The 25,094-nt window shown below is 73.9% G+C and carries 25 protein-coding genes; 17 read left to right on the top strand and 8 right to left on the bottom strand.

Going from position 1 to position 25,094, the window contains the following annotated elements; translation table 11 throughout:
- Positions 1–77 precede the first annotated feature (77 nt).
- The 5 genes from AB0H28_RS10685 to AB0H28_RS10665 all read left to right on the top strand — a co-directional run bounded on the left by AB0H28_RS10685 (position 78) and on the right by AB0H28_RS10665 (position 3,977).
- Complete coding sequence (locus tag AB0H28_RS10685) at positions 78–599, top strand: endonuclease VII domain-containing protein (protein WP_358036858.1); 522 nt, start codon at positions 78–80, stop codon at positions 597–599.
- Positions 518–1,357, top strand: coding sequence for a proteasome subunit beta (gene prcB / locus AB0H28_RS10680; RefSeq protein WP_175441204.1), 840 nt, complete (start codon positions 518–520; stop codon positions 1,355–1,357). The genes AB0H28_RS10685 and prcB overlap by 82 nt, the downstream gene beginning before the upstream one ends.
- A gap of 64 nt (positions 1,358–1,421) precedes the next feature.
- Entirely contained in the window at positions 1,422–2,255 is an 834-nt protein-coding gene (gene prcA, locus AB0H28_RS10675) for a proteasome subunit alpha (protein WP_358036855.1), read from the top strand.
- Between the two features lie 112 nt (positions 2,256–2,367).
- Complete coding sequence (pafA, locus tag AB0H28_RS10670) at positions 2,368–3,726, top strand: Pup--protein ligase (RefSeq protein ID WP_091660727.1); 1,359 nt, start codon at positions 2,368–2,370, stop codon at positions 3,724–3,726.
- Between the two features lie 56 nt (positions 3,727–3,782).
- The gene (locus tag AB0H28_RS10665; protein ID WP_358036852.1) at positions 3,783–3,977 is read left to right on the top strand and encodes a hypothetical protein; all 195 of its coding nucleotides are present in this window, start codon (positions 3,783–3,785) and stop codon (positions 3,975–3,977) included.
- Positions 3,978–3,996: 19 nt separating this feature from the next.
- Here AB0H28_RS10665 and AB0H28_RS10660 read toward each other — a convergent pair whose 3' ends face one another.
- Entirely contained in the window at positions 3,997–4,932 is a 936-nt protein-coding gene (locus tag AB0H28_RS10660; RefSeq protein ID WP_358036849.1) for a hypothetical protein, read from the bottom strand.
- A 265-nt stretch (positions 4,933–5,197) separates the two neighbouring features.
- Here AB0H28_RS10660 and AB0H28_RS10655 point away from each other — a divergent pair, with 265 nt between their 5' ends.
- Positions 5,198–5,746 (top strand): carboxymuconolactone decarboxylase family protein, encoded by a 549-nt coding sequence (locus AB0H28_RS10655; protein WP_358036846.1) that lies wholly within the window; start codon positions 5,198–5,200, stop codon positions 5,744–5,746.
- A gap of 10 nt (positions 5,747–5,756) precedes the next feature.
- Here AB0H28_RS10655 and AB0H28_RS10650 read toward each other — a convergent pair whose 3' ends face one another.
- Entirely contained in the window at positions 5,757–6,842 is a 1,086-nt protein-coding gene (locus AB0H28_RS10650) for a DUF3866 family protein (protein WP_358036843.1), read from the bottom strand.
- Positions 6,843–6,885: 43 nt separating this feature from the next.
- Positions 6,886–7,875 (bottom strand): cation diffusion facilitator family transporter, encoded by a 990-nt coding sequence (locus tag AB0H28_RS10645; protein ID WP_358036841.1) that lies wholly within the window; start codon positions 7,873–7,875, stop codon positions 6,886–6,888.
- Positions 7,876–7,980: 105 nt separating this feature from the next.
- On the opposite strand from AB0H28_RS10645, the gene AB0H28_RS10640 reads away from it, so the two are divergent.
- The 5 genes from AB0H28_RS10640 (at position 7,981) to tatC (ending at position 11,734) form a co-directional block, all read left to right on the top strand.
- Positions 7,981–8,979: a WYL domain-containing protein gene (locus tag AB0H28_RS10640; RefSeq protein ID WP_358036838.1), complete on the top strand. Its 999-nt coding sequence runs from the start codon at positions 7,981–7,983 to the stop codon at positions 8,977–8,979.
- Positions 8,976–9,983: a YafY family protein gene (locus AB0H28_RS10635; RefSeq protein WP_358036835.1), complete on the top strand. Its 1,008-nt coding sequence runs from the start codon at positions 8,976–8,978 to the stop codon at positions 9,981–9,983. Before AB0H28_RS10640 ends, AB0H28_RS10635 begins: the two co-directional genes overlap by 4 nt.
- 10 nt (positions 9,984–9,993) lie before the next feature.
- Complete coding sequence (locus AB0H28_RS10630; protein WP_358036832.1) at positions 9,994–10,242, top strand: hypothetical protein; 249 nt, start codon at positions 9,994–9,996, stop codon at positions 10,240–10,242.
- A 196-nt stretch (positions 10,243–10,438) separates the two neighbouring features.
- Entirely contained in the window at positions 10,439–10,759 is a 321-nt protein-coding gene (gene tatA / locus AB0H28_RS10625; protein ID WP_358036830.1) for a Sec-independent protein translocase subunit TatA, read from the top strand.
- Between the two features lie 21 nt (positions 10,760–10,780).
- Positions 10,781–11,734, top strand: coding sequence for a twin-arginine translocase subunit TatC (gene tatC, locus AB0H28_RS10620; protein ID WP_358036828.1), 954 nt, complete (start codon positions 10,781–10,783; stop codon positions 11,732–11,734).
- Positions 11,735–11,862: 128 nt separating this feature from the next.
- Here the strand turns inward: tatC and AB0H28_RS10615 are convergent, their stop codons facing one another.
- Positions 11,863–12,747: an ABC transporter substrate-binding protein gene (locus AB0H28_RS10615; protein WP_358036826.1), complete on the bottom strand. Its 885-nt coding sequence runs from the start codon at positions 12,745–12,747 to the stop codon at positions 11,863–11,865.
- A gap of 142 nt (positions 12,748–12,889) precedes the next feature.
- On the opposite strand from AB0H28_RS10615, the gene AB0H28_RS10610 reads away from it, so the two are divergent.
- From AB0H28_RS10610 to AB0H28_RS10600, 3 genes are all read left to right on the top strand, one after another.
- Positions 12,890–13,588: a hypothetical protein gene (locus AB0H28_RS10610; RefSeq protein WP_358036824.1), complete on the top strand. Its 699-nt coding sequence runs from the start codon at positions 12,890–12,892 to the stop codon at positions 13,586–13,588.
- A gap of 43 nt (positions 13,589–13,631) precedes the next feature.
- The gene (locus tag AB0H28_RS10605; protein WP_358036822.1) at positions 13,632–13,952 is read left to right on the top strand and encodes a fasciclin domain-containing protein; all 321 of its coding nucleotides are present in this window, start codon (positions 13,632–13,634) and stop codon (positions 13,950–13,952) included.
- Positions 13,953–14,019: 67 nt separating this feature from the next.
- Positions 14,020–14,946 carry a diacylglycerol kinase family protein gene (locus AB0H28_RS10600; RefSeq protein ID WP_358036820.1) on the top strand — a complete coding sequence of 309 codons (927 nt, stop codon included), beginning with the start codon at positions 14,020–14,022 and terminating at the stop codon, positions 14,944–14,946.
- Here AB0H28_RS10600 and AB0H28_RS10595 read toward each other — a convergent pair.
- Together AB0H28_RS10595 and AB0H28_RS10590 are read right to left on the bottom strand one after the other, a co-directional pair.
- The gene (locus tag AB0H28_RS10595; RefSeq protein WP_358036818.1) at positions 14,909–15,841 is read right to left on the bottom strand and encodes an EamA family transporter; all 933 of its coding nucleotides are present in this window, start codon (positions 15,839–15,841) and stop codon (positions 14,909–14,911) included. The genes AB0H28_RS10600 and AB0H28_RS10595 overlap by 38 nt on opposite strands.
- Entirely contained in the window at positions 15,838–16,590 is a 753-nt protein-coding gene (locus tag AB0H28_RS10590; protein ID WP_358036816.1) for an HAD-IA family hydrolase, read from the bottom strand. Before AB0H28_RS10590 ends, AB0H28_RS10595 begins: the two co-directional genes overlap by 4 nt.
- An 86-nt stretch (positions 16,591–16,676) precedes the next feature.
- On the opposite strand from AB0H28_RS10590, the gene AB0H28_RS10585 reads away from it, so the two are divergent.
- On the top strand, positions 16,677–19,469 hold the full coding sequence (locus AB0H28_RS10585; protein ID WP_358036814.1) for a DEAD/DEAH box helicase: 2,793 nt from the start codon (positions 16,677–16,679) through the stop codon (positions 19,467–19,469).
- A 163-nt stretch (positions 19,470–19,632) separates the two neighbouring features.
- Positions 19,633–20,568: an MHYT domain-containing protein gene (locus AB0H28_RS10580; RefSeq protein WP_358036812.1), complete on the top strand. Its 936-nt coding sequence runs from the start codon at positions 19,633–19,635 to the stop codon at positions 20,566–20,568.
- 57 nt (positions 20,569–20,625) lie between these two features.
- Here the strand turns inward: AB0H28_RS10580 and AB0H28_RS10575 are convergent, their stop codons facing one another.
- Positions 20,626–21,549 carry a 5'-3' exonuclease gene (locus AB0H28_RS10575; protein WP_358036810.1) on the bottom strand — a complete coding sequence of 308 codons (924 nt, stop codon included), beginning with the start codon at positions 21,547–21,549 and terminating at the stop codon, positions 20,626–20,628.
- A 259-nt stretch (positions 21,550–21,808) separates the two neighbouring features.
- Between AB0H28_RS10575 and AB0H28_RS10570 the strand changes: the two genes are divergently transcribed.
- Positions 21,809–24,385 carry a discoidin domain-containing protein gene (locus AB0H28_RS10570; protein WP_358036808.1) on the top strand — a complete coding sequence of 859 codons (2,577 nt, stop codon included), beginning with the start codon at positions 21,809–21,811 and terminating at the stop codon, positions 24,383–24,385.
- Here the strand turns inward: AB0H28_RS10570 and AB0H28_RS10565 are convergent.
- Positions 24,284–25,093 carry a glycosyltransferase family 2 protein gene (locus tag AB0H28_RS10565; protein ID WP_358036806.1) on the bottom strand — a complete coding sequence of 270 codons (810 nt, stop codon included), beginning with the start codon at positions 25,091–25,093 and terminating at the stop codon, positions 24,284–24,286. The two genes, AB0H28_RS10570 and AB0H28_RS10565, sit on opposite strands and share 102 nt — an antisense overlap.
- Position 25,094: the final 1 nt, after the last annotated feature.

Below are 25,094 nucleotides of genomic sequence, written 5' to 3'. Positions count from 1 at the left end.
GCAAGCGACCCAGCGGTCGCGGCAGCTACTGCAAGCCTTGCTTCAACGCACGCTCCAAGGCGAGCTACGCCAAGCGGGTGAAGGAGCAATACGACCGTGAGGTGAAGCCGGCGCGGGAAGTGCCCGATGGCCATCGCTTCTGCGCCGACTGTGGAACCGTCAAGCCCGTGGTCGACTTTCCTCGCAACCGCTCCGACAGTACGGGCTACGCCACCTACTGCAAGCCGTGCCACAACACCCGCACTCGTCAGACGAAGCAGCGGCTATACGGCGGTGATCGTGAGTACCACCTGCGGCGGCGGTACGGAGTCGGGCAGAAGGAGTTCGACGAGCTCCTGGCCGAGCAGGGCGGTGTGTGCGCGATCTGCCGGCGCCCCGATCCGGAACACCTGGACCACGATCATCGCACCGGATGGGTGCGCGGGATACTCTGCTTCAACTGCAACGGCGGTCTCGGCCAGTTCAAGGACGACCTCGACAACCTGGCCGGGGCGATCACATACCTGAGAGGAACCACGTGGCAGCGGGTTTTGATCCATCCGGGCGTCTTCCAGATGTGTTCACCAACGCGGGGACGTCCTCCTTCACCACATTCCTGAGCAAGGCGGCCCCCGAGATGCTGCCCGGCCGGCGGCCGCTGCCGCCCGGCATGGCCGCCGACCTGGCGCCGCACGCGACCACGATCGTGGCCATCTCGGCCGCCGGCGGTGTGGTCATGGCCGGCGACCGCCGCGCCACCATGGGCAACCTGATCGCCCAGCGCGACATCGAGAAGGTGCACCCGGCCGACGCGTACTCGCTGGTCGGCATCGCCGGCACCGCGGGCATCGGCATCGAGCTGATGCGACTGTTCCAGGTGGAGCTGGAGCACTACGAGAAGATCGAGGGTGCGATGCTCTCCCTCGACGGCAAGGCCAACCGGCTGGCCTCGATGATCCGCGGCAACCTCGGTGCCGCCATGCAGGGCCTGGCCGTGGTGCCGCTGTTCGCCGGCTTCGACCTGGCCGCGAGCGACCCGGCGCGGGCCGGGCGGATCTTCAGCTTCGACGTGACCGGCGGCCCCTACGAGGAGACCGGCTACGACGCGATCGGCTCCGGTTCGCTGTTCGCCAAGTCCGCGCTGAAGAAGCGTTTCCGGGCGGGCCTGTCGGTCGACGACGCGACGCGGCTGGCCGTCGAGGCGCTCTACGACGCGGCCGACGACGACACCGCCACCGGCGGTCCCGACCTGACCCGGCGGATCTACCCGGTCGTGATGACCGCGACGGCCGACGGCACCCACCGCCTCACCGACGCCGAGACCGCGGCGATCGCGGAGGGCGTGGTGTCCGGCCGGATGGAGAACCCCGGCGGCTGACCCCCGCTGCGACGCCCACCGAGTCAGCCGTCCCACACCACCGGCACGAAGGAGAACCGCCGCCGTGGCCATGCAGTTCTACGCCTCGCCCGAGCAGATCATGCGCGACCGCTCCGAGCTGGCCCGCAAGGGCATCGCCCGGGGCCGCAGCGCGGTGGTCCTGAGCTATGCCGGCGGCGTGCTCTTCGTCGCCGAGAACCTGTCCAGCACGCTGCACAAGGTCAGCGAGATCTACGACCGGATCGGCTTCGCCGCGGTCGGCCGCTACAACGAGTTCGAGAACCTGCGCCGCGCGGGCGTGCGGATGGCCGACCTCAACGGCCTCAGCTACGACCGGCGGGACGTGAACGGCCTGGCGCTGGCGAACGCGTACGCGCAGACGCTGGGCGCCATCTTCACCGAGCAGTCGAAGCCGTTCGAGGTGGAGATCTGCGTGGCCGAGGTGGGCGCCACGCCGGAGGACGACTCGCTCTACCGGGTGACCTACGACGGCTCGGTCAACGACGAGCCGGGCCGGATGGCGATGGGCGGTCAGGCCGAGGCGATCACCGGCGTGCTGAAGAACGAGCACCGCCCGCAGATGTCGCTGGCCGAGGCGGTCCGCGCCGCGGTGAAGGCGCTGAGCAGCGTCGGCGGTGACGGTGGGGCGGCCCGGACGATCGCGGCGAACCAGTTGGAGGTGGCGGTCCTGGACCGGGGCCGGGTGGGCCGGACGTTCCGCCGGGTCACCGGGGCGGCGCTGTCGGGGCTGCTCGACGGCGACGCGGGGGCGGATGTCGCGCCGGCGCCGGGGCGGGCGAAGACGCCGACGGTGCCGACCGAGGAGGCGAAGAAGCCGACCACCTCGGCCGGGTCCGCCGATCTGGAGGGCAACCGGGAGAACGAGCCCGGCGAGTGAGGCCTGCTTCCGGACCCCGTCACCTGCGAAGTGGCGGGGTCCGGCGCTGTCCGGGCGCGACGCTGACGCCACGTGCTGCCCATCCGCGCCTCCGGGCGGCTAATGTCTCACCATGGAGCGGCGAATCTTCGGCCTCGAGACCGAGTACGGCGTCACCTGCACCTATCGCGGGCAGCGCCGTCTGTCCCCCGACGAGGTCGCGCGGTACCTGTTCCGGCGGGTGGTGTCGTGGGGCCGGTCGAGCAACGTGTTCCTCCGCAACGGGGCCCGTCTCTATCTGGACGTCGGCTCGCACCCGGAGTACGCGACACCGGAGTGTGACTCGGTGACCGATCTGGTGGCCCACGACCGCGCCGGCGAGCGGATCCTGGAGGGGTTGCTCGTCGACGCGGAGAAGCGGCTGCACGACGAGGGCATCGCGGGCGAGATCTATCTGTTCAAGAACAACACCGATTCGGCCGGCAACTCGTACGGCTGCCACGAGAACTACCTGGTGTCCCGGCACGGTGAGTTCGGCCGACTGGCCGACGTGTTGATCCCGTTCCTGGTCACCAGGCAGTTGATCTGTGGCGCGGGCAAGGTGTTGCAGACCCCGCGCGGCGCGGTCTACTGCCTGTCGCAGCGGGCGGAGCACATCTGGGAGGGGGTTTCCTCGGCGACCACCCGCAGCCGTCCGATCATCAACACCCGCGACGAGCCGCATGCCGACGCGGAGCGCTACCGCCGGTTGCACGTGATCGTCGGTGACTCGAACATGAATGAGGTCACCACGCTGCTGAAGGTCGGCACGGCCGACATCGTGCTGCGGATGATCGAGGCCGGTGTGGTCATGCGGGACCTGACCCTGGAGAACCCGATCCGGGCGATCCGCGAGGTCTCGCACGACATCACCGGCCGGCGCAAGGTGCGGCTGGCCTCCGGCAAGGAGGTCTCGGCGCTGGAGATCCAGCAGGAATACCTGGCCAAGGCGACGGAGTTCGTGGAGCGCCGCGGCGGCGACCAGACCGCCAAGCGGGTCGTGGACCTGTGGGCGCGGGTGCTGCGCGCGGTGGAGACCGGCGACCTGGACCCGGTGGCGCGGGAGATCGACTGGGTCAGCAAGCTGAAGCTTATCGAGCGTTACCAGCGCAAGCACGACCTGCCGCTGTCGCACCCCCGGGTGGCGCAGATGGACCTGGCCTATCACGACCTGCGGCGCGGCCGGGGCCTGTACGGCCTGCTGGAGCGCCGGGGCGAGGTGGACCGAGTGGCGACCGACCCGGAGATCTTCGAGGCGAAGGAGACGCCGCCGCAGACCACCCGGGCGCGGCTGCGCGGTGAGTTCATCCGGCACGCCCAGGAGAAACGGCGTGACTTCACCGTCGACTGGGTGCACCTGAAGCTCAACGACCAGGCGCAGCGCACCGTGCTGTGCAAGGACCCGTTCCGGGCCTACGACGAGCGGGTGGAGCGGCTGATCGCCAGCATGTGAGGCCGGCGGCGGGCCCGTGCTCCGGATCACCGGAGCACGGGTACGCTGGCCTGGCCATGAACACTTCTGACTCCGCCGGCCGCGATTCCGGCACCGAGAAGCTCACCTGGATGGACCGGCGCCGGGCGAAGATCCGCGCGGAGGTCGAGCGGAACCGTCGTGGCGATCACAAGGTGCCGACCTGGGTGCTGGCCGCGGTGCTGGTGCTGGTCGTGGTCGGCTGGTTGGCGTTCATCTTCCTGGCCGGCTGAGCCGGTCCCGCCGGTCGGTTCAGTTGTAGGGCATGGTGGGGAACCAGCCGATCCCGAAACGGGCGGGCAGCCGCACGTCCCAGTAGACGACGGTGAAGACGCCCAACGCGATGAGCAGCGCGCCGGTCACCACGGCAGCGCGGCGGGGATGAGCCATCCAGCTCAGGAAGCGTCCCCGGCTGACCACGACGACGACCGCGAAGATCAACGTGACGAGCAGGATGTTGCCCAGCGACTGCAGCGCGAAGGCGAGCGCGCCGTAGAGCGGGTTGCCGCTGTCGACGGCCCAGTGGAACAGCTTGTTGAACAGCGGGTAGGGGCGTCCGATGAGGAAGCCGCCGACGAGCGCGCCCATCGTCACCACCCGGGCGACGGGCCGGCGGGCGAAGACGTCGGGAAGCAGGCCGAGCGCGGCGAGCCCGAGGTAGATCAGCGCCAGGCCGATCACGCCGAACACGACCGACGACTGGATGAGGCGGACCGGCACCCCGGCGACCACGTCCGGGGAGAGTTGGGGCAGCCGGTCGCCGAGCAGGACGCCGATGGCGCCGTAGCTGGCGGAGACCGCGACCATGCCGAGGGCGAGCCACCCGACGGGGCGCAGCAGGGCCCGCAGCGGCGCGGCCGTGACGTCGGTGCCGGACGCCTGGCTCATCGGGCCGAACGAGGCGGCCATGGCGATGTTGCAGGCGGTGAAGGTGCCGGCGAAGCCGGAGACGAAGGCGAACAGCAGCCCGGCGACGGTGCCGGTGATCGCGGTCCCCTTGGCGTCGTGGCCGAGCACGGTGTTCGCGACGTTGTCGCCGATGACCTGGTCGACCAGTTCGAACGACCACAGGACGGCGAGCAGGATGCCGGCCGCGGCGCTGAGCAGGACGACCCGCGGGCGGCGCCCGGCGCCGGGCGGGGGGACGCCGGGGCGGCGGTCGGTTTCCGGAAGCTGTCGGAGGGACATGGCGCCTGCCTTCCGCTACGGGGTCGCGGCGGGCCCTCGGGCCGCGACGATGACGGGGGAAGCATGCCGGGACGGCCGCGTCCGGGCCGGGACAGGAGAAACGATAGGAGCGGCCGGCCGGCTCAACGCCTCCGAGCGTGCGCTTCCAGTGGTCAACGCCTGGATGGCATCGCCAGTCGCCGATATCTTGGGCGGGGTGCCGCGGCCCGGCCGGGGGCGCGGGCGGGTGATCGGGCCGGCGGCCCGGCGCAGGGAGGACGCGGTCATGGCTCACATCGATCTCGGTCTGGACGAGCTGGCCCACCCGGGCATCAACGGGCCGATGCGGTTCCGCCCCGAGACGGCCGGGCCGCTCAACGCGCTCGCCGAGCAGTTGCTCCGGGCCCCGCATCCCACGCTGACCCCGGGCGAGCGGGAGTTGATCGCCGCGTACGTCTCCGGTCTCAACGAGTGCGCCTTCTGCTGCGCGTCGCACTCGGCGTTCGCCGCCGCTCAACTGCCCAGCGGGATGACGCTCGTGGACCAGGTGCGGCGGGACCCGTCCTCGGCGCCGGTGAGCGCGAAGCTCCGGGCCCTGCTGGACATCGCCGCCGCGGTGCGGCGCGACGGCCGGGACGTCACCGTCGAGCTGGTGGACGCGGCCCGTGCCCGCGGCGCGACCGACCTGGAGATCCACGACACCGTGCTGATCGCCGCCGCGTTCTGCATGTTCAACCGGTACGTCGACGGACTGGGCACGTGGGCGCCGCAGGACCCGCAGGTGTACGCCACGGCCGCCGCGCGCGTCGTGGCGCGCGGCTACGGCGCGAGCTGAGCGGCGGCGGTCAGCCGAGCAGGCCGGCCGCGTGCCGGCCGGCGGCGGCCGCGGTCAGGAAGTAGGCGTGGTCGGCGTCGAGACCGCGGCCCATCGTCGACAGCCCGACCGGGCTGGCCCGCAGCGCCGCGTCCAGCCCGTCGGTGGGCACGGTGACGATCCGGTGCCGCTCGGCCAGCGCCGCCAGCGCCGTCGCCACGGCCGCCGCCAGCTCCGGGTCGAGCCCGTCCGGCACGACCAGCTCCGCCGGGGCCAGCGCCACCCGGCCGTACGCGGTGAGGCTGTGGTGGGAGACGCCGCGGTGCCGGGGGCGGGAGTCGGCGGCGGAGACGCGCAGCGAGCCGACCGGCCGCCCGCCGAGCGCGGCGACGGCGTTGACGGCCTCGCCGACGGCCACCCCGGAGAAACCCCACCGGGTGCCGGTGCCGAGGTTGCCCGGCCCCTGGGCGACGATCGCCAGGTCGGCGTCGAGCACGTGCCGGGCGGCGAGCAGGCCGCTGTGCAGGGTGCTGGCCTCCAGGTCGCCACCGAACGCCTGCCCCACGGTGACCGTGCCGGCGAGGTGGCCGGCCAGCCCGGCCAGGGTCCGGGAGAACCAGGCGGGCAGCGCCCCGCCGTCGGTGAGCAGGTAGGCCACCCGGGCGCGCGGGGCGTCGGCGTGCACGCCGGCCAGGATCGCGGGCAGGGCGGAGTGCAGGTCGGCGGTGACCACCGGCATCCCGTCGACGGAATCCGCCGCGGCCAGCCGCGCGTGGTGCGGGGAGGCTTCCTCGTCCACGCCGAGCAGGATCGGCTGCAGCGGGGTGTAGCGGGCCTTGACCAGGTGCCCGGCGTCGCGGTTGTCCACGGCCTGCGGCGGATCGGCGGGCAGCCGGTCGGGCAGCGCGACGACGAGCGCGTAGCCGCCGGTGCCGAGCCCCATCAGCAGGGCGCCGGCGTTGAGCAGCACGCGGTCGCCGGGCTCGGGTTCGCCGACCAGCGCCGGGTAGGCCAGGGCGCGCATCCGGGCGCCGTCGGGCAACTCGACGTCGAGTTCGACGGCGCCGGCCCACCGCCGTCGTACCGTCGTGACCGTGCCGGACCGCCATCGCACCATGCCGGCACGCTATCGGCCGGCGTGCGGGCCGCCGGCGGCCGGGTCAGGCCTCCTGGTCGACCGGGCGGCCCGGCTCGTCCTGGGTGGTGCGGGCCCGACGGCCGGCGCCACGGGACCGGGTCGGATCGAGGAAGACGTACGCGATCTCCGGGAACTGCTCGGTGAGCCGCCGTTCGGCCTCGTCGGAGGCGGCCTCGATCTCGGCGCCGGTGGCGTCGTCGCGGAAGTCGACCTTCGCGGCGACCAGGATGTCCTCCGGGCCGAGGAACATGGTCATCAGCGTGTCGATCCGGTCCACCGTCGGCAACTGCGCCAGCTCCCGCTCGATCCGTCGGTGCGTGCGCTCCGACACGGCGCGGCCGACCAGTAGCGAGATGTTGCTGCGGGCCAGGATCGCGGCGACCACCAGCAGCAGCACGCCGATCAGGATCGAGGCGATCCCGTCGTAGAGTTCGTCGCCGGTGAGGTGCGACAGGGTGAGCCCGGCGGCGGCGAGCAGCAGGCCGACCAGCGCGGCGCTGTCCTCCAGGAAGACCGCCTTGACCGTGGTGTCGGCGGTCAGCCGCAGGTAGCGGCGGGGGGTGGTGCCCCAGCGCCGCGACTCGCCGCGCACCTGCCGCACCGCCCGGGCCAGCGACACCGACTCGATGGCGAAGGAGAGCGCCAGCACGACGTACGCGGTCAGGTAGTTGCCGGTGTGCTCGTGCACCAGAATCGTGGTCACGCCGTGGGTGATGGCGAAGCCGGCGCCGGCCACGAACGTGAACAGCGCGGCGAGGAACGCCCAGACGTAGCTCTCCTTGCCGTACCCGAACGGGTGCCGGGGGTCGGCGGGCCGCGCGCCGCGGCGCAGCGCCAGGTAGAGCAGCAGCTCGGTGGTGGTGTCGGCCATCGAGTGGGCGGCCTCGGAGAGCATCGCCGCGGAGCCGGAGATCAGGCCCGCGACCAGCTTCGCGACCGCGATGGCGAGGTTCGCCGCGCCGGCCACCACGACGGTGCCGACGCTCTCGGTCCTGCCTTCCGCTTCCGCCATCCGCTCACCCTATGACCGGTCCCGGTGGGCCGCCCGGCGAGCCGGAGCCGCGCCGCGCCCGCGCGGGTGCCCGCGTGGGACGTGCGGGCTGCTAGCGTTCGGTACGTGTCCCGGACCCGTACCGAACGCCTGGTCAACCTGGTGATCTGCCTGCTGTCCACGCGGCGTTTCCTGACCGCCGCCCAGATCGCCGCGACCGTGCCCGGATACGAGCACGACCCGGACGACGCGAAGGACCACGAGGCGTTCCAGCGCAAGTTCGAGCGGGACAAGGCCGAGCTGCGGGAGTTGGGCGTGCCGCTGGAGACCGGGACGGCGAGCGTCTTCGACGCCGAGCCGGGCTACCGGATCGCCCACCGGGAGTACGCGCTGCCCGACATCCCCCTCGAACCGGACGAGGCCGCCGCGGTGGGCATCGCGGCGCGGCTGTGGCAGCACGCCGGGCTGGCCGCCGCCGCCTCGTCCGGGCTGGCGAAGCTGCGCGCCGCCGGCATCGACGTGGACCCGCAGGCCACCCTGGGGCTGGAGCCGATGGTCACGGTCGACCCGGCGTTCGCGCCGCTGACCGCCGCCGCGCGGGACCGGCGGGAGGTCAGCTTCGACTACCGGGTGCCGGACCGGGACGCGCCGACGCGCCGCCGGGTGCAGCCGTGGGGGGTGGTCTGCTGGCGCGGCCGGTGGTATGTGGTCGGCCACGACCTGGACCGGGCGGCGACCCGCTGCTTCCGGCTCTCCCGGGTGGTGGGCACGGTGCGGGCGACCGGTGGGCCGGGGGCCTACGAGCCGCCCGCCGGGGTGGACCTGATCAGCCACGTGGCCCGCTGGTCCGGGCCGGTGGAGCGCACCGGCCGGGCGACCGTGCTGGTGGCGCCGGGGCGCGCCGCCGGGTTGCGGCGCTGGGCGGTGGAGAGCGACGCCGGCCCGGACGGCGACCGGCTGGTGCTGCCCTACGCCGACGCCGACTTCCTGGCCGGCCAGATCGTCGGTTACGGCCCGGACGTGCGGGTGCTGGAGCCGCCGGAGGTGCGGGAGGCGGTCATCCAGCGGTTGAAGGAGGTCGCCGCCCGGCACGACGAGCTGGCGGTCGCCGGGGGTGCCCGGTGACCCGGCCGGCGGCCCGCGCCGGCCGCGCCTCGGCCGACCGGCTGGCCCGGCTGCTCAACCTGGTGCCCTATCTGCTGGCCCGCCCCGGCATCGAGATCGCCGAGGCGGCGCACGACCTCGGGGTGACCGAGCGGCAGCTCCGGGAGGATCTGGAGCTGCTCTGGGTGTGCGGGCTGCCCGGCTACGGCCCGGGTGACCTGATCGACATGGCGTTCGACGGCGACCGGGTGACGATCACCTACGACGCCGGCATCGACCGGCCGTTGCGGCTCACCCCGGACGAGGCGTTGGCCCTGGTGGTGGCGTTGCGGATGCTCGCGGAGACGCCCGGGGTGGCCAACCGGGAGGCGGTGGAGCGGGCGCTGGCCAAGATCGAGAGCGCGGCCGGCGACCTGGCCGGCGCGCCGGTCGAGGTGCGGCTGCCCGGCGACACCGCCCGGGTGCGTGAGCTGCGCGCCGCGGTCGAGCGGGGCCGCGCGTTGCGGATCACCTACTACACGCCGGCCCGGGACGAGACCACCGAGCGCACCATCGACCCGCTGCGGATGCTGATGGTCGGCGGCCGGGCGTACGTGGAGGCGTGGTGCCGTCGCGCGGAGGCGGTCCGGCTGTTCCGCGCCGACCGGATCGACGCGGTCACCGAGCTGCCGGAGCGGGCCGTGGTGCCGCCGCAGGCCCGCCCGCACGACCTGACCGACGGCGTGTTCCGGCCCTCGGTCGACCTGCCGTTGATCACGCTGCGGATCGGCCGGGGGGAGCGGTGGATCACCGAATACTATCCGTGCGAGCGGGTCGAGGCCGACGGTGAGCAGTGGCTGGTGTCGCTGCGGGTCACCGACCTGGGCTGGGCCCGGCGGTTCGTGCTGGGGTTGGGCCCGGAGGCGACGGTGGTGGCCCCGGCCGAGCTGGCCGAGCAGGTCCGCGCGCAGGCGGTCGCCGCGCTCGACGCGTACGCCGTCCCGACCGGCACCGCCGGTCCGGCGGCGACCGGCGTCACCCGATAGGCTGACCGCCGTGGTGATCTGGATCGTGCTCGGGGTCGTGCTGTTCGCGCTGGTCGTGCTGGCCCTGGCGGTCCGGCCGGTGGTGGCGCGGCTGCCCCGGCTGCGCCGCTCGGCGCTGGCGTTGCAGCGCCGGGCCGCCGAGGCGGAGTCGCTGCGCTCGGCGACCGAGGCGCTCCAGGCGCGGGCCGAGGGGCTCCAGGCGCGGGCGGCCGTCGCGCAGCAGCGGGTCACGTTGATCAAGGCCAAGCGCGGGGAGTGATCGACGCCCGTCGCTTCCGGGCGGTGTTGCGCCCGAATGCGCCGCGATGGGTGGTTGACGGGACACTTCGGGTTGGTCGAGACTTCACCGGCCGGGCCGGCACCAGCAGGCCCGGCGGGGGTGGCAAGCCGCTGCGACGCACGTACGATGGGCGGCGACCGACCCCACCACCGACACAGAGCGACTGGAGCTTCCCATGGGTGCCCTCAAGCCGTGGCACATCGCCGTACTCGTGGTCGTGCTGATCCTGCTCTTCGGCGCGAAGCGGCTCCCCGACGCGGCCCGCTCGCTGGGCCGTTCGCTGCGGATCATCAAGGCCGAGACCAAGAGCCTGCACGACGACGACCGCGATCTGGCCGAGAAGGCCGACGCGCAGGCCGGCTACCAGCCGCTCCCGCCGCAGCAGCCGGTCCAGGGTCAGCCGCAGTTCGCGCAGCCGCAGCAGCAGTACGCTCCGCAGCCGCAGCAGCCGGTCGCCCCGCCGGTCGACCCGGTGCAGCGCGTCCGCGAGAACTGATTCGAGAGGGCCTCCACCACCGTGGCCTTCGGGTTGAAGAAGCGCGGGCCGAGTTCGTTCGCGCGCGCGTCCGACGGCTCGATGACGCTCATCGAGCACATCCGCGAGCTGCGTAACCGCCTGTTCCGGGCGTCGCTGGCGGTCGTCGGTGGCCTGATCGTCGGCTTCTGGCTGGCCGACCCGGTCTTCCTGCTGCTGAAGCGTCCTTACTGCCGGCTGCCCGACACCACCGACGCGCTGGGCAACTGTCAGGATCTGCTGGCGCTGGCGCCGACGACCGGCTTCGTGCTGAAGTTGAAACTCGCGCTCTGGCTCGGTCTGATCATCGGCGGGCCGGTCTGGCTCTATCAGCTCTGGGCGTTCATCGCGCCAGGTCTGCACCGCCACGAGCGCAAGTGGGCGTACGTCTTCGTCGCGATCGCCGCCCCGCTGTTCGCGGCCGGCGCGGCGTTGGCCTACCTCGTGGTCGACAAGGGCCTCGGCTTCCTGATGGAGTCCGGGGTGGGCGGTCTGTCCAACCAGTTCGAGGTCAGCGCCTACATCGCGTTCATCACGAACATGATCCTGCTCTTCGGGGTGGCGTTCGAGTTCCCGCTGATCCTGCTCATGCTCAACTTCACCGGCGTGGCCAGCGCCCGCCGGCTGCTGAGCTGGTGGCGGGTGGTGATCTTCATTTCGTTCGCGTTCGCGGCGATCGCCACGCCCGACCCCGGGCCGTTCGGCATGACCCTGTTGGCGCTCTCCCTCTCCCTGCTCTACTTCGTGGCGGTCGGAGTGGCGTTCCTCAACGACAAGCGGCGCGGGCGTGGGCGGGAGGTCTACGCGGGCATCGCCGACGACGAGGTGTCGCCGCTTGACCTGTCGCACGAGCCGGTGCCGACCGGCGCCCGGATCGAGGCGTCCGCCCCGGTCGAGGCCCCCGCCCCGATCACCGCCCCCGCCCCGATCGAACGCCGCTACGACGACATGACCTGACCCGCCCCGTTCCCGATCCACCCGGCCGCCGTCCCCGCCCACGGGGACGGCGGCCGCGTCTCACCCCCGATCCCCGTGGCCGATGCACCAGTGGGAGTCCTGACATCCACCTGCCCCCTGCGGCGGATTCAGGACACGCGGCGGGCGGCGGTGGGGGAGAGGGGCGGGACGGCGTCGGGGTGGAGGATGGCGGCGATCGCCTCGGCGCCGTCGACCAGGCGCGGGCCGGCGCGCACGATCAGCGCGTCGGCGTCCAGCGCCCACACCTGCGCGCCCGGGAAATGACCGGCCACCGCGCTCGCCTGGGCGGCGGCGCCGTCCAGACCGAAGCCGCACGGCGCGACGAGCACCACCTCCGGGTCGGCGGTGCGCAGGTCCGCCCAGGTCGTCGGCGTGGACCGGGCGCCGGGGTGGGTGGCCACCGGCGTGCCGCCGGCGACCTCGACGACATCCGGGATCCAGTGCCCGGCGCCGAACGGCGGATCCACCCACTCGACGACCGCGACCCGCCGCCGGGGCCGGCCGGCCACCGACGCGCCGATCGCCGCCAGCCGGGCCCGCAGGCTGTCCACGAGGGCCTCGGCGCGGTCCGGCACCCGGGCCGCCGCGCCCACCGCGCCAATCGTGCCCAGCACGTCGTCGAGGGTGTAGGGGTCGAGCGACAGCACCTCCGCCCGCGCGCCGAGATGCTCGACGGCGTCGGCCACCCGGCCGGACGGCAGCGCGCACACCCGGCACAGGTCCTGGGTGAGGATCAGGTCCGGGTCCAGCCCGGCCAGCGCGCCGGCGTGCAGCGTGTAGAGGTCCGCCCCGTCCGCCAGCCGCTGCCGGACGTAGGCGTCGATGTCGCCGGGGCTCATCCCGCTGGTGTCCCGGCCGCCCACCACCACGGTGACGCCGGCCCGGTGCTCCGCCGGCACCTCGCACTCGAACGTCACCCCGACCAGGTGGTCGCCGAGGCCCAGGGCGTAGGTGATCTCGGTGGCGGAGGGCAGGAGGGAGACGATGCGCATGTCGTCATCCTCGCCGCACCGGAGCCGGACATTCGAGCCGCCCTCGGGCCTTGCCGAGGCAGCCGGCCCGCTTAGACTCTGCTGACTCTGCCGAGTCCCACCCGTCCCGGTCAGCGCGCTGACCTCCGCTCCGGAGCGCCCGATGAAAAGCCGTACCGCCGCCGTCCTGACCGTCCTCTGCACCGCCGCCGCGCTCACCGCCTGCGGTGAGGACGAGCCCGCGCCGAAGGGCGAGCAGGTCCCGGTGACCGCCACCGACACCAGCTGCGAGGTCACCACCACGCTGTTCACCCCCGGCACGGTCACCTTCACCGTGACCAACCGGGGGCAGCAGGCCACCGGGGTCTACGTCTACGGCCGGGAGGGCGGCGGCTTCACCAAGGTGGTCGGCGAGGTGGCCGACGTGCCGCCGGGGCGCACCGGTGACCTGCGCGCCACGCTGGCCACCGGCTCCTACGAGGTGGCCTGCAAGCCCGGCCGGCAGGGCGACGGGGTGCGGACCCGGATCACCGTCTCCGACGACGGCAACGTGGCCAGCGCCGCGGCCGAGACGGCGTACGACCGGGCGGTCGCCATTGAGCTGACCGGGAACACGCTCACCGGCGCGGACGGGTTGATCGCCGAACCGGGCGAGAAGTTCTCGCTGAAGGTGACCAACAAGACCGCCGGCGCCCGGACGCTCTACGTGCTCAACCCCGACGGCAAGCGGATCGCCGAGCTGAAGGCGGAGCCGAACGGCACCGCCGAGACGGTGGTGGCGCTGGGCGCCGCCGGCAACTGGACGCTCAAGGTCAAGGGCGACGGGGTCGCGGCGGTCAGCAAGCGGCTGGTGGTGCGCTGACGGCGACGGTCGCGGCGGGTGCATCCACCGGGGACGGTCGCCGGTGAAGGTGCTCACCGACGGCACGGTGGCGCTTACCGCGTTCGTGCCGAACGACTACGCGTTCCGGGAGCTGGTCCGCGACCTCACCCACGCCCGGAAGCTGCCGGGCGAGCGGGCCGCCTTCGACGCGGTCGCCGGCCTCGGCGTGGACACCGTGGAGGACGTGTTGCTCTACCACGTGGTGCCGGGCGCCACGATCGACCGGAAGGCGGCGCTGAAGGCCGACGGCGCAAAGCTGACGACCGCACTGGGCTCCGCCGTCGAGGTCGACGTGCGGCACTGCTGGTACGGCCGGCAGGTGCGCCCGATCGACCTGCCCTGACGTACGGCCCCGACGGCCTTGCCGAGCAGTTGTCGCCCCTGGTGGGTGGCGCGGTCCGTGCCGTACGGTGCTCGCCGTGACCGCGCACGATCATGCCCCGCCCGGCCCCGTCGCCGTGCTCGCGAACCCGACCGCCGGGCGGGGGCGGCACCGGGGGCTGCTGCCGGAGATCCTGACCCGCCTCGGCCGGGCCGGCCGACCGGTCGAGCTGCTGCGCGCGCGTACCCCGATCGAGGCGGAGGCGGCGTGCCATGCCGCGGTGGCCGGCGGCGCCGGGGCGCTGATCGCGGTCGGCGGCGACGGCACGGTGCACCGGGCCATGCAGGCGGTGGCCGGCACGGCCGTGCCGTTCGGGCCGGTGCCGGCGGGCACCGGCAACGACTTCGCGGTGGAGACCGGGTTTCCGCCCGAACCCCGCGCGGCCGTCGAAGTGATCACCGACGCGCTGGTCGCCGGCCGCAGCCGCCCGGTCGACCTGGCCCGACTGTCCGCGCCCGGCGGCGACGACCGTTGGTACGGGGCGGTCCTCGCGGCCGGCTTCGACGCGATCGTCAACGAGCGGGCCAACCGGATGCGCTGGCCGCGCGGTCCCCGCCGGTACGACCTGGCGATCCTGGTGGAGCTGGCCCGGCTGCGGCCGCGTCGCTACCGGCTGACCATCGACGGGGTCCGGCACGAGGTCGACGCGGTGCTGGTCGCGGTCGGCAACGCGGCCAGCTACGGCGGGGGCATGCGGATCTGCCCGGACGCGGACCCGACCGACGGGCTGCTGGACGTGGTGGTGGGCGGCCGGTTCGACCGGCGCACGCTGATGCGGGTCAAGCCGCGGATCTACCGGGGCACCCACGTGACGCACCCGCTGGTGCGCGCCTACCGGGCGCGGACCGTGGAGCTGGCCGCCGAGGGCATCACCACCTACGTCGACGGGGAACGGTCGTTCGACCTGCCGGTGACCGTCACCGCCGTGCCGGCGGCGCTGCGGCTGCTGCGGTGAGCACGGGTGGCGGCGTGACCGGCGGTGCGGCGGCGGCCCGGACCGCGCCGACGCTGGCGGCCACCACCAGCGCGATGGCGAGCGCCTCGACCGGGCGCAGCGCCTGACCGAGCACCAGCCAGCCGGCCAGCGCGGCGATCGCCGGCCCCAGGCTCATCAGCACGGCGAACGTCGCGGTGGGCAGTCGCCGCAGGGCCGCCAGCTCCAGGCTGTAGGGCAGCGCCGAGGCGAGCAGTGCCAGCGCGGCGCCCAGCCCCAGCACCGCCGGGTCGGCCAGCCGGCCGCCCGCGTCGACCAGTCCGACCGGCAGCGTGACCAGCGCGGCCACGCCGAGAGCCAGGGCCAGCCCGTCGGCCCGGGGGAACCGCGCGCCGACCCGGGCCGAGCAGACGATGTACGCCGCCCACATGGTGCCCGCGGCCAGCGCCAGCGCGGCGCCGAGCGGGTCGAGCCGGTCGAACCCGCCCCGGCCGAGCAGGGCCACCCCGGCCAGGGCCAGCCCGGCCCAGCACCAGGCCGCCGCCCGGCGGGCGCCGAGCACCGACAGGGCCAGCGGGCCGAGCACCTCCAGGGTGACCGCCGGACCCAGCGGAATCCGTTCGATCGCCTGGTAGAAGACGGAGTTCATGCCGGCCAGGGCCAGCCCGAACGCGACCACGGCCACCCAGTCGCCCCGCCCGTGCCCGCGCAGCCGGGGCCGGCACACCGCGAGCATCAGCAGCGCGCCGAGCGCCAGCCGCAGGGTGACCGCCCCGGCCACCCCGGTGCGCGGGAACAGCAGCGCGGCCAGCGCGGAACCGAACTGCACCGACAGCGCTCCGCCGAGCACCAACGCGACCCCGCCGAGCCGGCCCGGCCCCCGGGGGCGCGCCCGCCCAGGTGCCCCGTCGCTCACCCGACCCCGGCCAGGTCGAGCACCGCGCCCAGCCCGTTCGACCGGCCGGCGTCGGCGGCGGGCAGCACCAGCGCCCCGCAGCCGGCCGCCACCGCACCGGCGTCGGCCGGGGTGTCGCCGACCATCAGGGCGTGCTCCGGGTCGACGCCGAGCATCCCGCAGGCGCGCAGGAAGATGCCCGGGTCCGGCTTGCAGCGCCCCACCTCGTACGACAGCGCGTACGCGTCGACCAGGCCGTCGAGGTCCCAGGCGGCGAAGAGGGGCCGCAGGTCGAACCCGATGTTGCTGACCACCGCCACCTTCACCCCGGCGGCGGCGAGCGCGCGCAGCACCGGGGCGGTGTCCGGGTACGGCAGCCAGCCCTCGGGGACCAGCACCCGCTCGTAGAGCGCGTCGGCGAAGCCGTCGATGCCGGTGTCGACGGTCTCGGCCAGCCCGGTGTAGGCCCCCCGGTGGGCGTGCGGGTAGAGGTCCCGGTCGGCCCACAGCTCGGCCAGCCGCGGCGGCACCCGCGCCGGCAGCGGACCGCCCGCCCGGCCGGCGGTGAGCAGGCGGTCGGCGAGCGACGTGGCCCGGATCCGGTCCAGCTCGACCCCGCAGGTGGCCGCCGCGGCGAGCACCCAGGCCAGCGGCTCCTCCACCTGGGCGAGGGTGCCGTGGAAGTCGAAGAGCACCGCCTCCACCGGCCGGCGGGACGGGCTCGGACGGACGGCGTCGTCGGCGTGGGGCAGTTCGGTACGGTCCGGCACGTCGTGCACCCTACCGACCCGCTCCGACCGCCCCGCCGGACGGCCTTGACCGGTGGCCGTCGGCGGCACCGATTAATCTTGGATACATGTCGAGCCCCGCCGAGCGGTACGCCGCGGCGCGCCGCCGGGCCGCGCAGGCCTCCGCCTTCCCGGCCCTGGACGAATTCTCCCGCGATCTCGGGTTCGACCTGGACGACTTCCAGCGCGAGGCGTGCGAGGCCCTGGAACGGGGCAGCGGGGTGCTGGTCTGCGCGCCCACCGGCGCCGGCAAGACCGTGGTGGGCGAGTTCGCGGTGCACCTGGCGCTGCGTGGCGCGCCCGCGCCGCCGGCCGGCGACGACGGGCCGGCCGCCCGGCGCAAGTGCTTCTACACCACGCCGATCAAGGCGCTGTCCAACCAGAAATACCACGATCTGGTCGACCGCTACGGCGCCGAGCAGGTCGGCCTGCTCACCGGCGACAACGCGATCAACGGCGACGCGCCGGTGGTGGTGATGACCACCGAGGTGCTGCGCAACATGCTCTACGCCGGCTCGGCCACCCTCCAGGGCCTGGCCTACGTGGTGATGGACGAGGTGCACTACCTGGCCGACCGGTTCCGCGGCGGGGTCTGGGAGGAGGTGATCATCCACCTGCCGGAGTCGGTCACGCTGGTGTCGTTGTCGGCGACCGTGTCCAACGCCGAGGAGTTCGCCGACTGGCTGGTCACCGTGCGCGGGGAGACGACGGTGGTGGTCTCCGAGCACCGGCCGGTGCCGCTCTGGCAGCACATGCTGGTCGGCAAGCGGATGTTCGACCTGTTCCACGACGCCGACGCGGCCCGCAAGCACGACGTGCACCCGGAGTTGCTCCGTTACACCCGCGACACGGTGCGCCGGCTGGAGTTGGGCGAGGGGCGCGGCGCGGGCCCGGGCGGCGGGCGGCGCGGCCCCCGGTGGCGCGGCCCGATGCGGCCCGACATCGTCGACCGGCTCGACCGGGAGGGGCTGCTCCCGGCGATCCTGTTCATCTTCAGCCGCGCCGGCTGCCAGGCCGCCGTCCAGCAGTGCCTCGCCGCCGGGCTGCGGCTGACCTCGCCGGAGGAACGCGCCGAGATCCGCCAGGTGGTCGAGTCGAGGATCACCGCGATCCCCGGCGAGGACCTGACCGTGCTGGGCTACTGGGAGTGGCTCGACGGGTTGGAGCGCGGGTTGGCCGCCCACCACGCCGGCATGCTCCCCGCGTTCAAGGAGGTCGTCGAGGAGCTGTTCGTCCGCGGCCTGGTCAAGGCGGTCTTCGCCACCGAGACCCTCGCGCTGGGCATCAACATGCCGGCCCGCTGCGTGGTGCTGGAACGCCTCGTGAAGTTCAACGGCGAGGCCCACGTCGACCTCACCCCGGGCGAATACACCCAGCTCACCGGCCGCGCCGGCCGGCGGGGCATCGACGTCGAGGGCCACGCGGTGGTGGTCTGGTCACCGGAGACCGACCCCCGGCACGTGGCCGGCCTCGCCTCCACCCGCACCTATCCGCTGCGGTCGAGCTTCCGGCCGTCCTACAACATGGCCGTCAACCTGGTCGGCAGCGTCGGCGCGGAGCCGGCCCGGGCGTTGCTGGAGTCCTCCTTCGCGCAGTTCCAGGCCGACCGGTCGGTGGTCGGGCTGGCCCGGCAGGTGCAGCGCAACACCGAGACGATCGACGCGTACGGCGCGGAGGCGGCCTGCCACCAGGGCGACTTCGACGAGTACTTCGCGTTGCGGGTGGCGATCGCCGACCGCGAGCGGGCCATCGCCCGGCAGGGGCAGACCCAGCGCAAGGCGGCGGCGGTGGCCTCGCTGGAGCGGTTGCGCGTCGGCGACGTGATCCGGGTGCCGTCGGGGCGGCGGGCCGGCCTGGCCGTCGTGCTCGACCCGGCCACCGGCGGTTTCGGCGAGCCCCGCCCGCTGGTGCTCACCCAGGACCGGTGGGCCGGCCGGGTCAGCCCGGGCGACTTCACCACCCCGGCCGAGGTGCTCACCCGGATCCGGGTGCCGAAGCACTTCAACCACCGGTCGCCGGCGGCCCGGCGTGACCTGGCCGCCGCGGTCAGCGGCACCGGGCTGGACCGGCACGGCGGCCGGCGCGGCGGGCGCTCCCGCCAGGCGGTGGGGGAGGACCACCGCCTCAGCCAGCTCCGCGTCGAGCTGCGCGGGCACCCCTGCCACGCCTGCCCGGACCGGGAGGAGCACGCCCGGTGGGCGGAACGTCGCCGGCGGCTGGAGCGCGACACCGAGGAGCTGCGCCAGCGGGTGAGCGGGCGGACGGGCTCGCTGGCCCGGACGTTCGACCGGATCGTCGCGCTGCTGACCGCGCGCGGCTACCTGGCCGCCGACGGCGAGGTCACCGACGCGGGCCGGATGCTGTCGCGGATCTGGACCGAGGCCGACCTGCTGGTGGCCGAGTGCCTGCGCCGCCGGGTGTGGGACGGGCTCTCGCCGGCCGAGCTGGCCGCCGCCGTGTCGGTGGTGGTCTTCGAGGCCCGACGCGACCTCGACGAGCGGGCGTCGCTGCCCCGGGGCGCGGTCGGCGACGCGGTCGACGAGACGCTCAAGCTGTGGAGCGACATCGAGGCGGACGAGGCGGCGCGCGGGCTGACGGTCACCCGCGAGCCGGATCTCGGCTTCGCCTGGCCGATCTACCGTTGGGCCCGCGGTGAGGCGCTGGCCAAGGTGCTCGCCAGCGGGCACCAGATCGACGGCGAGATGCCGGCCGGCGACTTCGTCCGGTGGGCGCGGCAGGTGGTCGACCTGCTGGGTCAGATCGCCGACTCGGGCGGCGCCTCGACCGAGCTTCGGGCCACCGCGCGGCAGGCGATCTCGGCCGTCAACCGGGGCGTACTGGCCTACCACGCCTCCGCCTGACGATCACTTTCGGTCATCCGATCGGAAAACCGACGCAGCACTGCGTCATCGCGTCACCACCCCCCGAAACCTCCGGGGGGTGGTGTCATGCCTGGTCAGGGGCTGCCGGATCATTGCCGGGGCGCGACGGTCACGCGCCGGTAGCGATCGGGGGAAGGTCACCGTGGGCGAGATCAATCACTTCGAGTACGGGTGGATCACACCCGCGCTCAGCTACGCGCTGTCCGTGCTCGGCTCGGCGCTCGGCCTGGTCTGCGCCGGGCGCATCCGGACCGCCACCGGCGCCGGCCAGCGCGTGTGGTGGGGACTGCTCGCGGCGTGGGCGCTGGGCGGCACCGCCATCTGGGCGATGCACTTCATGGCCATGCTCGGCTTCGCCGTCAGCGGCACCCGCATCCGGTACGACGTGCCGCTGACCGCGGCCAGCACGGTGATCGCGGTGGGCGCGGTCGGCATCGGCCTGGCCGTGGTGGGCACCGGCCGGCTCACCGCGCCCCGGCTGCTCGCCGGCGGTCTCTTCACCGGCGCCGGGGTGGCTGCCATGCACTACACCGGCATGGCGGCGATGCGGCTGGACGGCACGCTCGGCTACGACCGGCTGCGGGTGGCGCTCTCCGTCGTCATCGCGCTGGTGGCCGCCACGGTGGCGCTGTGGCTGGCGATGACCGTCCGCCGTGGCGTCGCCATCGTCGCCTCCGCGCTGGTGATGGGCATCGCGGTGAACGGCATGCACTTCACCGGCATGAGCGCGTTGTCGGTGCACCTGCACCCGACCCGTGGCGGGACCAGCGGCACCGAGGTGAGCGGGCTGCTGGTGCCGATCGTGCTGGCCGTGGTCTTCGGCGTGGTCGGGCTGGTCTACGCGCTGCTCGCCGCGCCGTCCGACGACGACCGGGCCGGGGCCGCGTACGTGGCCGCCCGGCTCGACGGCGCGACGCCGGTGGCCGAGGCGGACCTGCCGGACCCGGTGGGGCTGCGGGCCACCCGCGCGGTGCCGGAGCAGCCGGCCCCGGACCCGGTGGGCCTGCGGGCCCGCTCGACCCTGGCACAGCCCGGCGCCCAGTTCCCGTCCCGCCGCAAGACCGACCCGCGAGGCTGACCCCGGCCGCGACATCGCCGTCCGCGGGCCGACCCTGCCGGGGTGGGCGCGCGACGCTCAGGTGCGGGGGGTGGCCAGGGCGTCGACCAGGCGGCGGCAGGAGCCGGCCAGGTTCCAGCGTTGCGCCAGCTCCAGCAGCCGGTCCGGGTCGGCGGGGGACGTCGGCAGCGCCGGGTCCAGATCGGGCAGCGGGACGTCGGTGGCGACCCGGACCACCTTCGGGGCCACGGCCAGGTAGTCGCGGGCGCCGTCGAGCTTGCCGCGCAGCCCCGGGGCGAAGCCGGACCCGGGGTCGTCGAGCGCGGCCAGGATGCCGTCGAGCCCGCCGTAGCGGTCGATCAGCCGGGCGGCGGTCTTCTCGCCCACCCCGGGCACGCCGGGCAGGCCGTCGCTCGGGTCGCCGCGCAGCGCGGCGAAGTCGGCGTACCGGTCGGCGGGCACGCCGTAGCGGGCGCGGACCGCGGCGTCGTCGCAGTCGTCCAGCTTGGCCACGCCCCGACCGACGTAGAGCAGGCGGGTCGGGTGGGCGTCGTCGACGAGTTGGAACAGGTCGCGGTCGCCGGAGACCACCTCGACCGGGCCGGGCTGGGTCACCGACAGCGTGCCCAGCACGTCGTCGGCCTCGTAGCCGGTGGCGCCGACCGCCGGAACGCCGAGCGCGTCGAGGACCGCCAGGATCATCGGCACCTGCGGGGAGAGCGTGTCCGGCACGACCTCGCCGCCCTCGGGCGCGACCCGGTGCGCCTTGTACGACGGCAGCAGCTCCACCCGCCACGCCGGCCGCCAGTCGTGGTCCAGCGCGCAGATCATTCGGTCCGGCCGGCGGGTGCGCACCAACTGGGCGAGCATGTCGAGGAAGCCGCGCACCGCGTTGACCGGCTGGCCGTCGTCGGTCCTCGCGGCCGACTCGGGGATGCCGAAGTAGGCGCGGAAGTAGAGGCTGGGAGAGTCGATCAGCAGGATCGGGGGTCGATGTGCCACGCGGAACAGCCTGGCACAGGCCACCGACGAGGTGGGGGACGCGGCCGGGCGACCGGAGGTGCTGCCGGACTGAGCACGGTCTTCCGTCCACGTGCGACACGTTAGTTCCGGACTTTTCACAAGGTGCGAAAAAAGCCGCCGAGTCGACCTTCGGGAATTGACATGCGCCACTGCGCCCGGGGAGGGTCCAGCGCACGGGCAGGCACCGCAACACGCCCGGAAGTCCCCGACCCGCACTCCACCCGTCCCGGAGATGCCCATGTCATCCGTACCGTCCGTACGCCGCCGACCGGCCCGGCCGCTGCTCGCCGCGCTGACCGCCCTGCTGGCCGCCGTGGCGCTGGTCGCGCCGCCCGGCCCGGCCCGCGCCGCCGACCCGCTGCTGTCCCAGGGCCGACCCACCACCGCCTCCTCCACCGAGAACGCCGGCACCCCGGCGTCCAACGCCACCGACGGCAACGCCGGCACCCGCTGGTCGAGCGCGTTCGCCGACCCCCAGTGGATCCAGGTAGACCTCGGCGCCACCGCCACCGTGTCCCGGGTCAGCCTGACCTGGGAGGGCGCGTACGCGCGGGCGTACCAGGTGCAGACCTCGACCGACGGCACCACCTGGACCACCGTGTTCAGCACCACGAACGGTGACGGCGGCACCGACGACCTGACGGTCAACGGCACCGGCCGCTACGTGCGGATGTACGGCACCGCGCGGGCCACCGGCTACGGCTACTCGCTCTGGGAGTTCCAGGTCTACGGCAGCACCGGCACCGGCGGCGGCTGCGACACCGCCACCAACGCCGCACAGGGCCGCCCGGCCACCGCCTCGTCGACCGAGAACGCCGGCACCCCCGCGTCCGCCGCGGTCGACGGCAACCCGGGCACCCGCTGGGCCAGCGCCGCCGCCGACCCGCAGTGGCTCCGGATCGACCTGGGCAGCGTCCGCACCGTCTGCCGGGTGGTGCTGAGCTGGGAGGCCGCCTATGCGCGGTCGTACCAGATCCAGACCTCCACCGACGGCACCACCTGGACCACCGTGTTCGGCACCACCACCGGCGACGGCGGCACCGACCCGGTGACGGTCAACGGCACCGGCCGCTACCTGCGGGTGTACGGCACCGCGCGGGGCACCGGCTACGGCTACTCGCTGTGGGAGGTCACCGTCAACACCACCGGCGGCGGCACCGTGCCGGGCGGCGGGCCGCTCGGACCCAACGTCATCACGTTCGACCCGTCGATGTCCGCCGCCAGCATCCAGTCCCAACTGGATGCCGTCTTCCGCACCCAGGAGTCCAACCAGTTCGGCACCCAGCGGTACGCGCTGATGTTCAAGCCGGGCGACTACTCCGGCATCAACGCGCAGATCGGCTTCTACACCTCGATCATGGGGCTCGGCCGCAACCCCGGCGACGTGCGCATCCACGGCGACGTCACGGTCGACGCCGGCTGGTTCGGCGGCAACGCCACCCAGAACTTCTGGCGCTCGGCGTCGAACATGCGGGTCTACCCGTCCGCCGGGTTCACCCGCTGGGCGGTGTCACAGGCCGCGCCGTTCCGCCGGATGGACATCCAGGGCGACCTCAACCTGGCCCCCAACGGCTACGGCTGGGCCAGCGGCGGCTACATCGCCGACAGTCGGGTGACCGGCGTCGTCCAACCCTACTCGCAGCAGCAGTGGTACACCCGGGACAGCAACGTGGGTGGCTATCTGAACGCGGTGTGGAACGTGACCAACTCCGGCGTGGTCGGCGCACCCGCCACCAGCTTCCCGAACCCGCCGTACACCACGCTGGCGCAGACCCCGGTCAGCCGCGACGTGCCCTACCTGTACGTCGACGGCGCCGGCGCCTACCAGGTGTTCGTCCCGTCCACCCGGACCAACGCCAGCGGCGCGTCCTGGCTCGGCGGGTCCACCCCGGGCACGTCGATCCCGCTGAGCCAGTTCTACGTGGCGAAGCCCGGCGACTCGGCCGCCACCATCAACAGCGCGTTGGCCCAGGGGCTGAACCTGCTCTTCACCCCCGGCGTCTACGCCGTCGACCGGACCATCGCGGTCAACCGGCCCGGCACCGTGGTCCTCGGCATCGGCTACCCGACGCTGGTGCCGCAGAACGGCGTGGTGCCGATGACGGTCGCCGACGTCGACGGGGTCCGCCTCGCCGGGCTGCTGTTCGACGCCGGCGCGGTGAACTCGCCGGTGCTGCTCCAGGTCGGCCCGGCCGGGTCGAGCGCACGCCACACCGCCGACCCCACCTCGGTGCAGGACGTGTTCTTCCGCATCGGCGGCGCGCACGCCGGCAAGGCCACCACCAGCCTGGTCGTCAACACCGACGACGCGCTGATCGACCACATCTGGGCCTGGCGGGGCGACCACGGCACCGGCATCGGCTGGACCGTGAACACCGCCGACACCGGCCTGATCGTCAACGGCGACAACGTCACCGCGCTCGGGCTCTTCGTCGAGCACTACCAGAAGCACGAGGTGATCTGGAACGGCGAGAACGGGCGGACCATCTTCTTCCAGAACGAGCTGCCGTACGACCCGCCGAACGCGGCGGCCTGGACGAACGGCTCACGGGTCGGCTACGCGGCGTTCAAGGTCGCCGACACCGTCACCTCGTTCGAAGGGTGGGGGATGGGCAGCTACTGCTACTTCAACGTCGACCCGACCATCGCCGCCTACCACTCGTTCGAGGCGCCCACCCGGGCCGGCGTGCGGTTCCACGACCTGCTCACCGTCTCACTCGGCGGCAACGGCTCGATCACCCACGTCATCAACGACACCGGCGCCACCGCCCAGGGCACCGCGACGGTCCCGGTCAACGTGGTCAGCTATCCCTGACCCGGCCCGTCGCCGCCCGGGGAGAAACACCCGGGCGGCGGCGTAGCCGACCAGCGGCCGGTAGATCCGCACCGAGTCGGCGAGCGCCGAGAAGTGCGACCCGGAGTTGTCACCGTGGTAGTGCGTGGCGATGTCGACCTGCTCGATCGGCAGCCCGGCCCGCGCCGACTCCAGCAGCACGTTCATCTCGTACTCGAACCGGTCGCCGGGGATCGTGGTGAGCCAGCGCAGCAGGCCCGCCGGGTAGGCGCGCAGGCCGGTCTGGGTGTCCCGCACCTCGCGGCCGGTGGCCAGCCGGAACGCCGCCCGGGTGGCGGCGTTGCCGAACCGGCTGCGCGCCGGCACCTCGCCGCCGAACCGGCGTACGCCGAGCGTCTGCGCGCCGGTGTCCCGCAGCCGGTCGATCACCCGGACCACGTCGGACACCTCGTGCTGGCCGTCGGCGTCCACGCACACCACGCCGTCGCCCGGAGCGTGCGTCGTGGCGTACCGGAAGCCGGTGCGCAGCACCACGCCCTTGCCCCGGTTGACCCGGCGGCGCAGCACGGTGGCGCCGCGGGCGCGGGCCGCGCCGAGCACCGCCGCGGCGGACGGGCCGCTGCCGTCGTCCACGACCAGCACGCACGCCCCGGGCACCGCGGCGGTCAGGTCGGTGACGAGCGGCGGCAGCCGGTCACCCGGCCGGTACACCGGCACCAGCACGATCATG

This window comes from Micromonospora sp. NPDC050980 (genome assembly GCF_040653835.1).
GTDB lineage: Bacteria > Actinomycetota > Actinomycetes > Mycobacteriales > Micromonosporaceae > Micromonospora.
Note: the sequence above shows the minus strand (reverse complement) of the source record. Positions and strands in the feature narration are given on the sequence as shown.

Excerpts from the sequence above, each read along its gene's own strand:
- pafA (WP_091660727.1), top strand. The coding sequence starts at position 2,368 with ATGGAGCGGCGAATCTTCGGCCTCGAGACCGAGTACGGCGTCACCTGC.
- AB0H28_RS10665 (WP_358036852.1), top strand. The coding sequence starts at position 3,783 with ATGAACACTTCTGACTCCGCCGGCCGCGATTCCGGCACCGAGAAGCTC.
- AB0H28_RS10660 (WP_358036849.1), bottom strand. The coding sequence starts at position 4,932 with ATGTCCCTCCGACAGCTTCCGGAAACCGACCGCCGCCCCGGCGTCCCC.
- AB0H28_RS10655 (WP_358036846.1), top strand. The coding sequence starts at position 5,198 with ATGGCTCACATCGATCTCGGTCTGGACGAGCTGGCCCACCCGGGCATC.
- AB0H28_RS10650 (WP_358036843.1), bottom strand. The coding sequence starts at position 6,842 with ATGGTGCGATGGCGGTCCGGCACGGTCACGACGGTACGACGGCGGTGG.
- AB0H28_RS10645 (WP_358036841.1), bottom strand. The coding sequence starts at position 7,875 with ATGGCGGAAGCGGAAGGCAGGACCGAGAGCGTCGGCACCGTCGTGGTG.
- tatA (WP_358036830.1), top strand. The coding sequence starts at position 10,439 with ATGGGTGCCCTCAAGCCGTGGCACATCGCCGTACTCGTGGTCGTGCTG.
- AB0H28_RS10615 (WP_358036826.1), bottom strand. The coding sequence starts at position 12,747 with ATGCGCATCGTCTCCCTCCTGCCCTCCGCCACCGAGATCACCTACGCC.
- AB0H28_RS10610 (WP_358036824.1), top strand. The coding sequence starts at position 12,890 with ATGAAAAGCCGTACCGCCGCCGTCCTGACCGTCCTCTGCACCGCCGCC.
- AB0H28_RS10585 (WP_358036814.1), top strand. The coding sequence starts at position 16,677 with ATGTCGAGCCCCGCCGAGCGGTACGCCGCGGCGCGCCGCCGGGCCGCG.
- AB0H28_RS10570 (WP_358036808.1), top strand. The coding sequence starts at position 21,809 with ATGTCATCCGTACCGTCCGTACGCCGCCGACCGGCCCGGCCGCTGCTC.
- AB0H28_RS10565 (WP_358036806.1), bottom strand. The coding sequence starts at position 25,093 with ATGATCGTGCTGGTGCCGGTGTACCGGCCGGGTGACCGGCTGCCGCCG.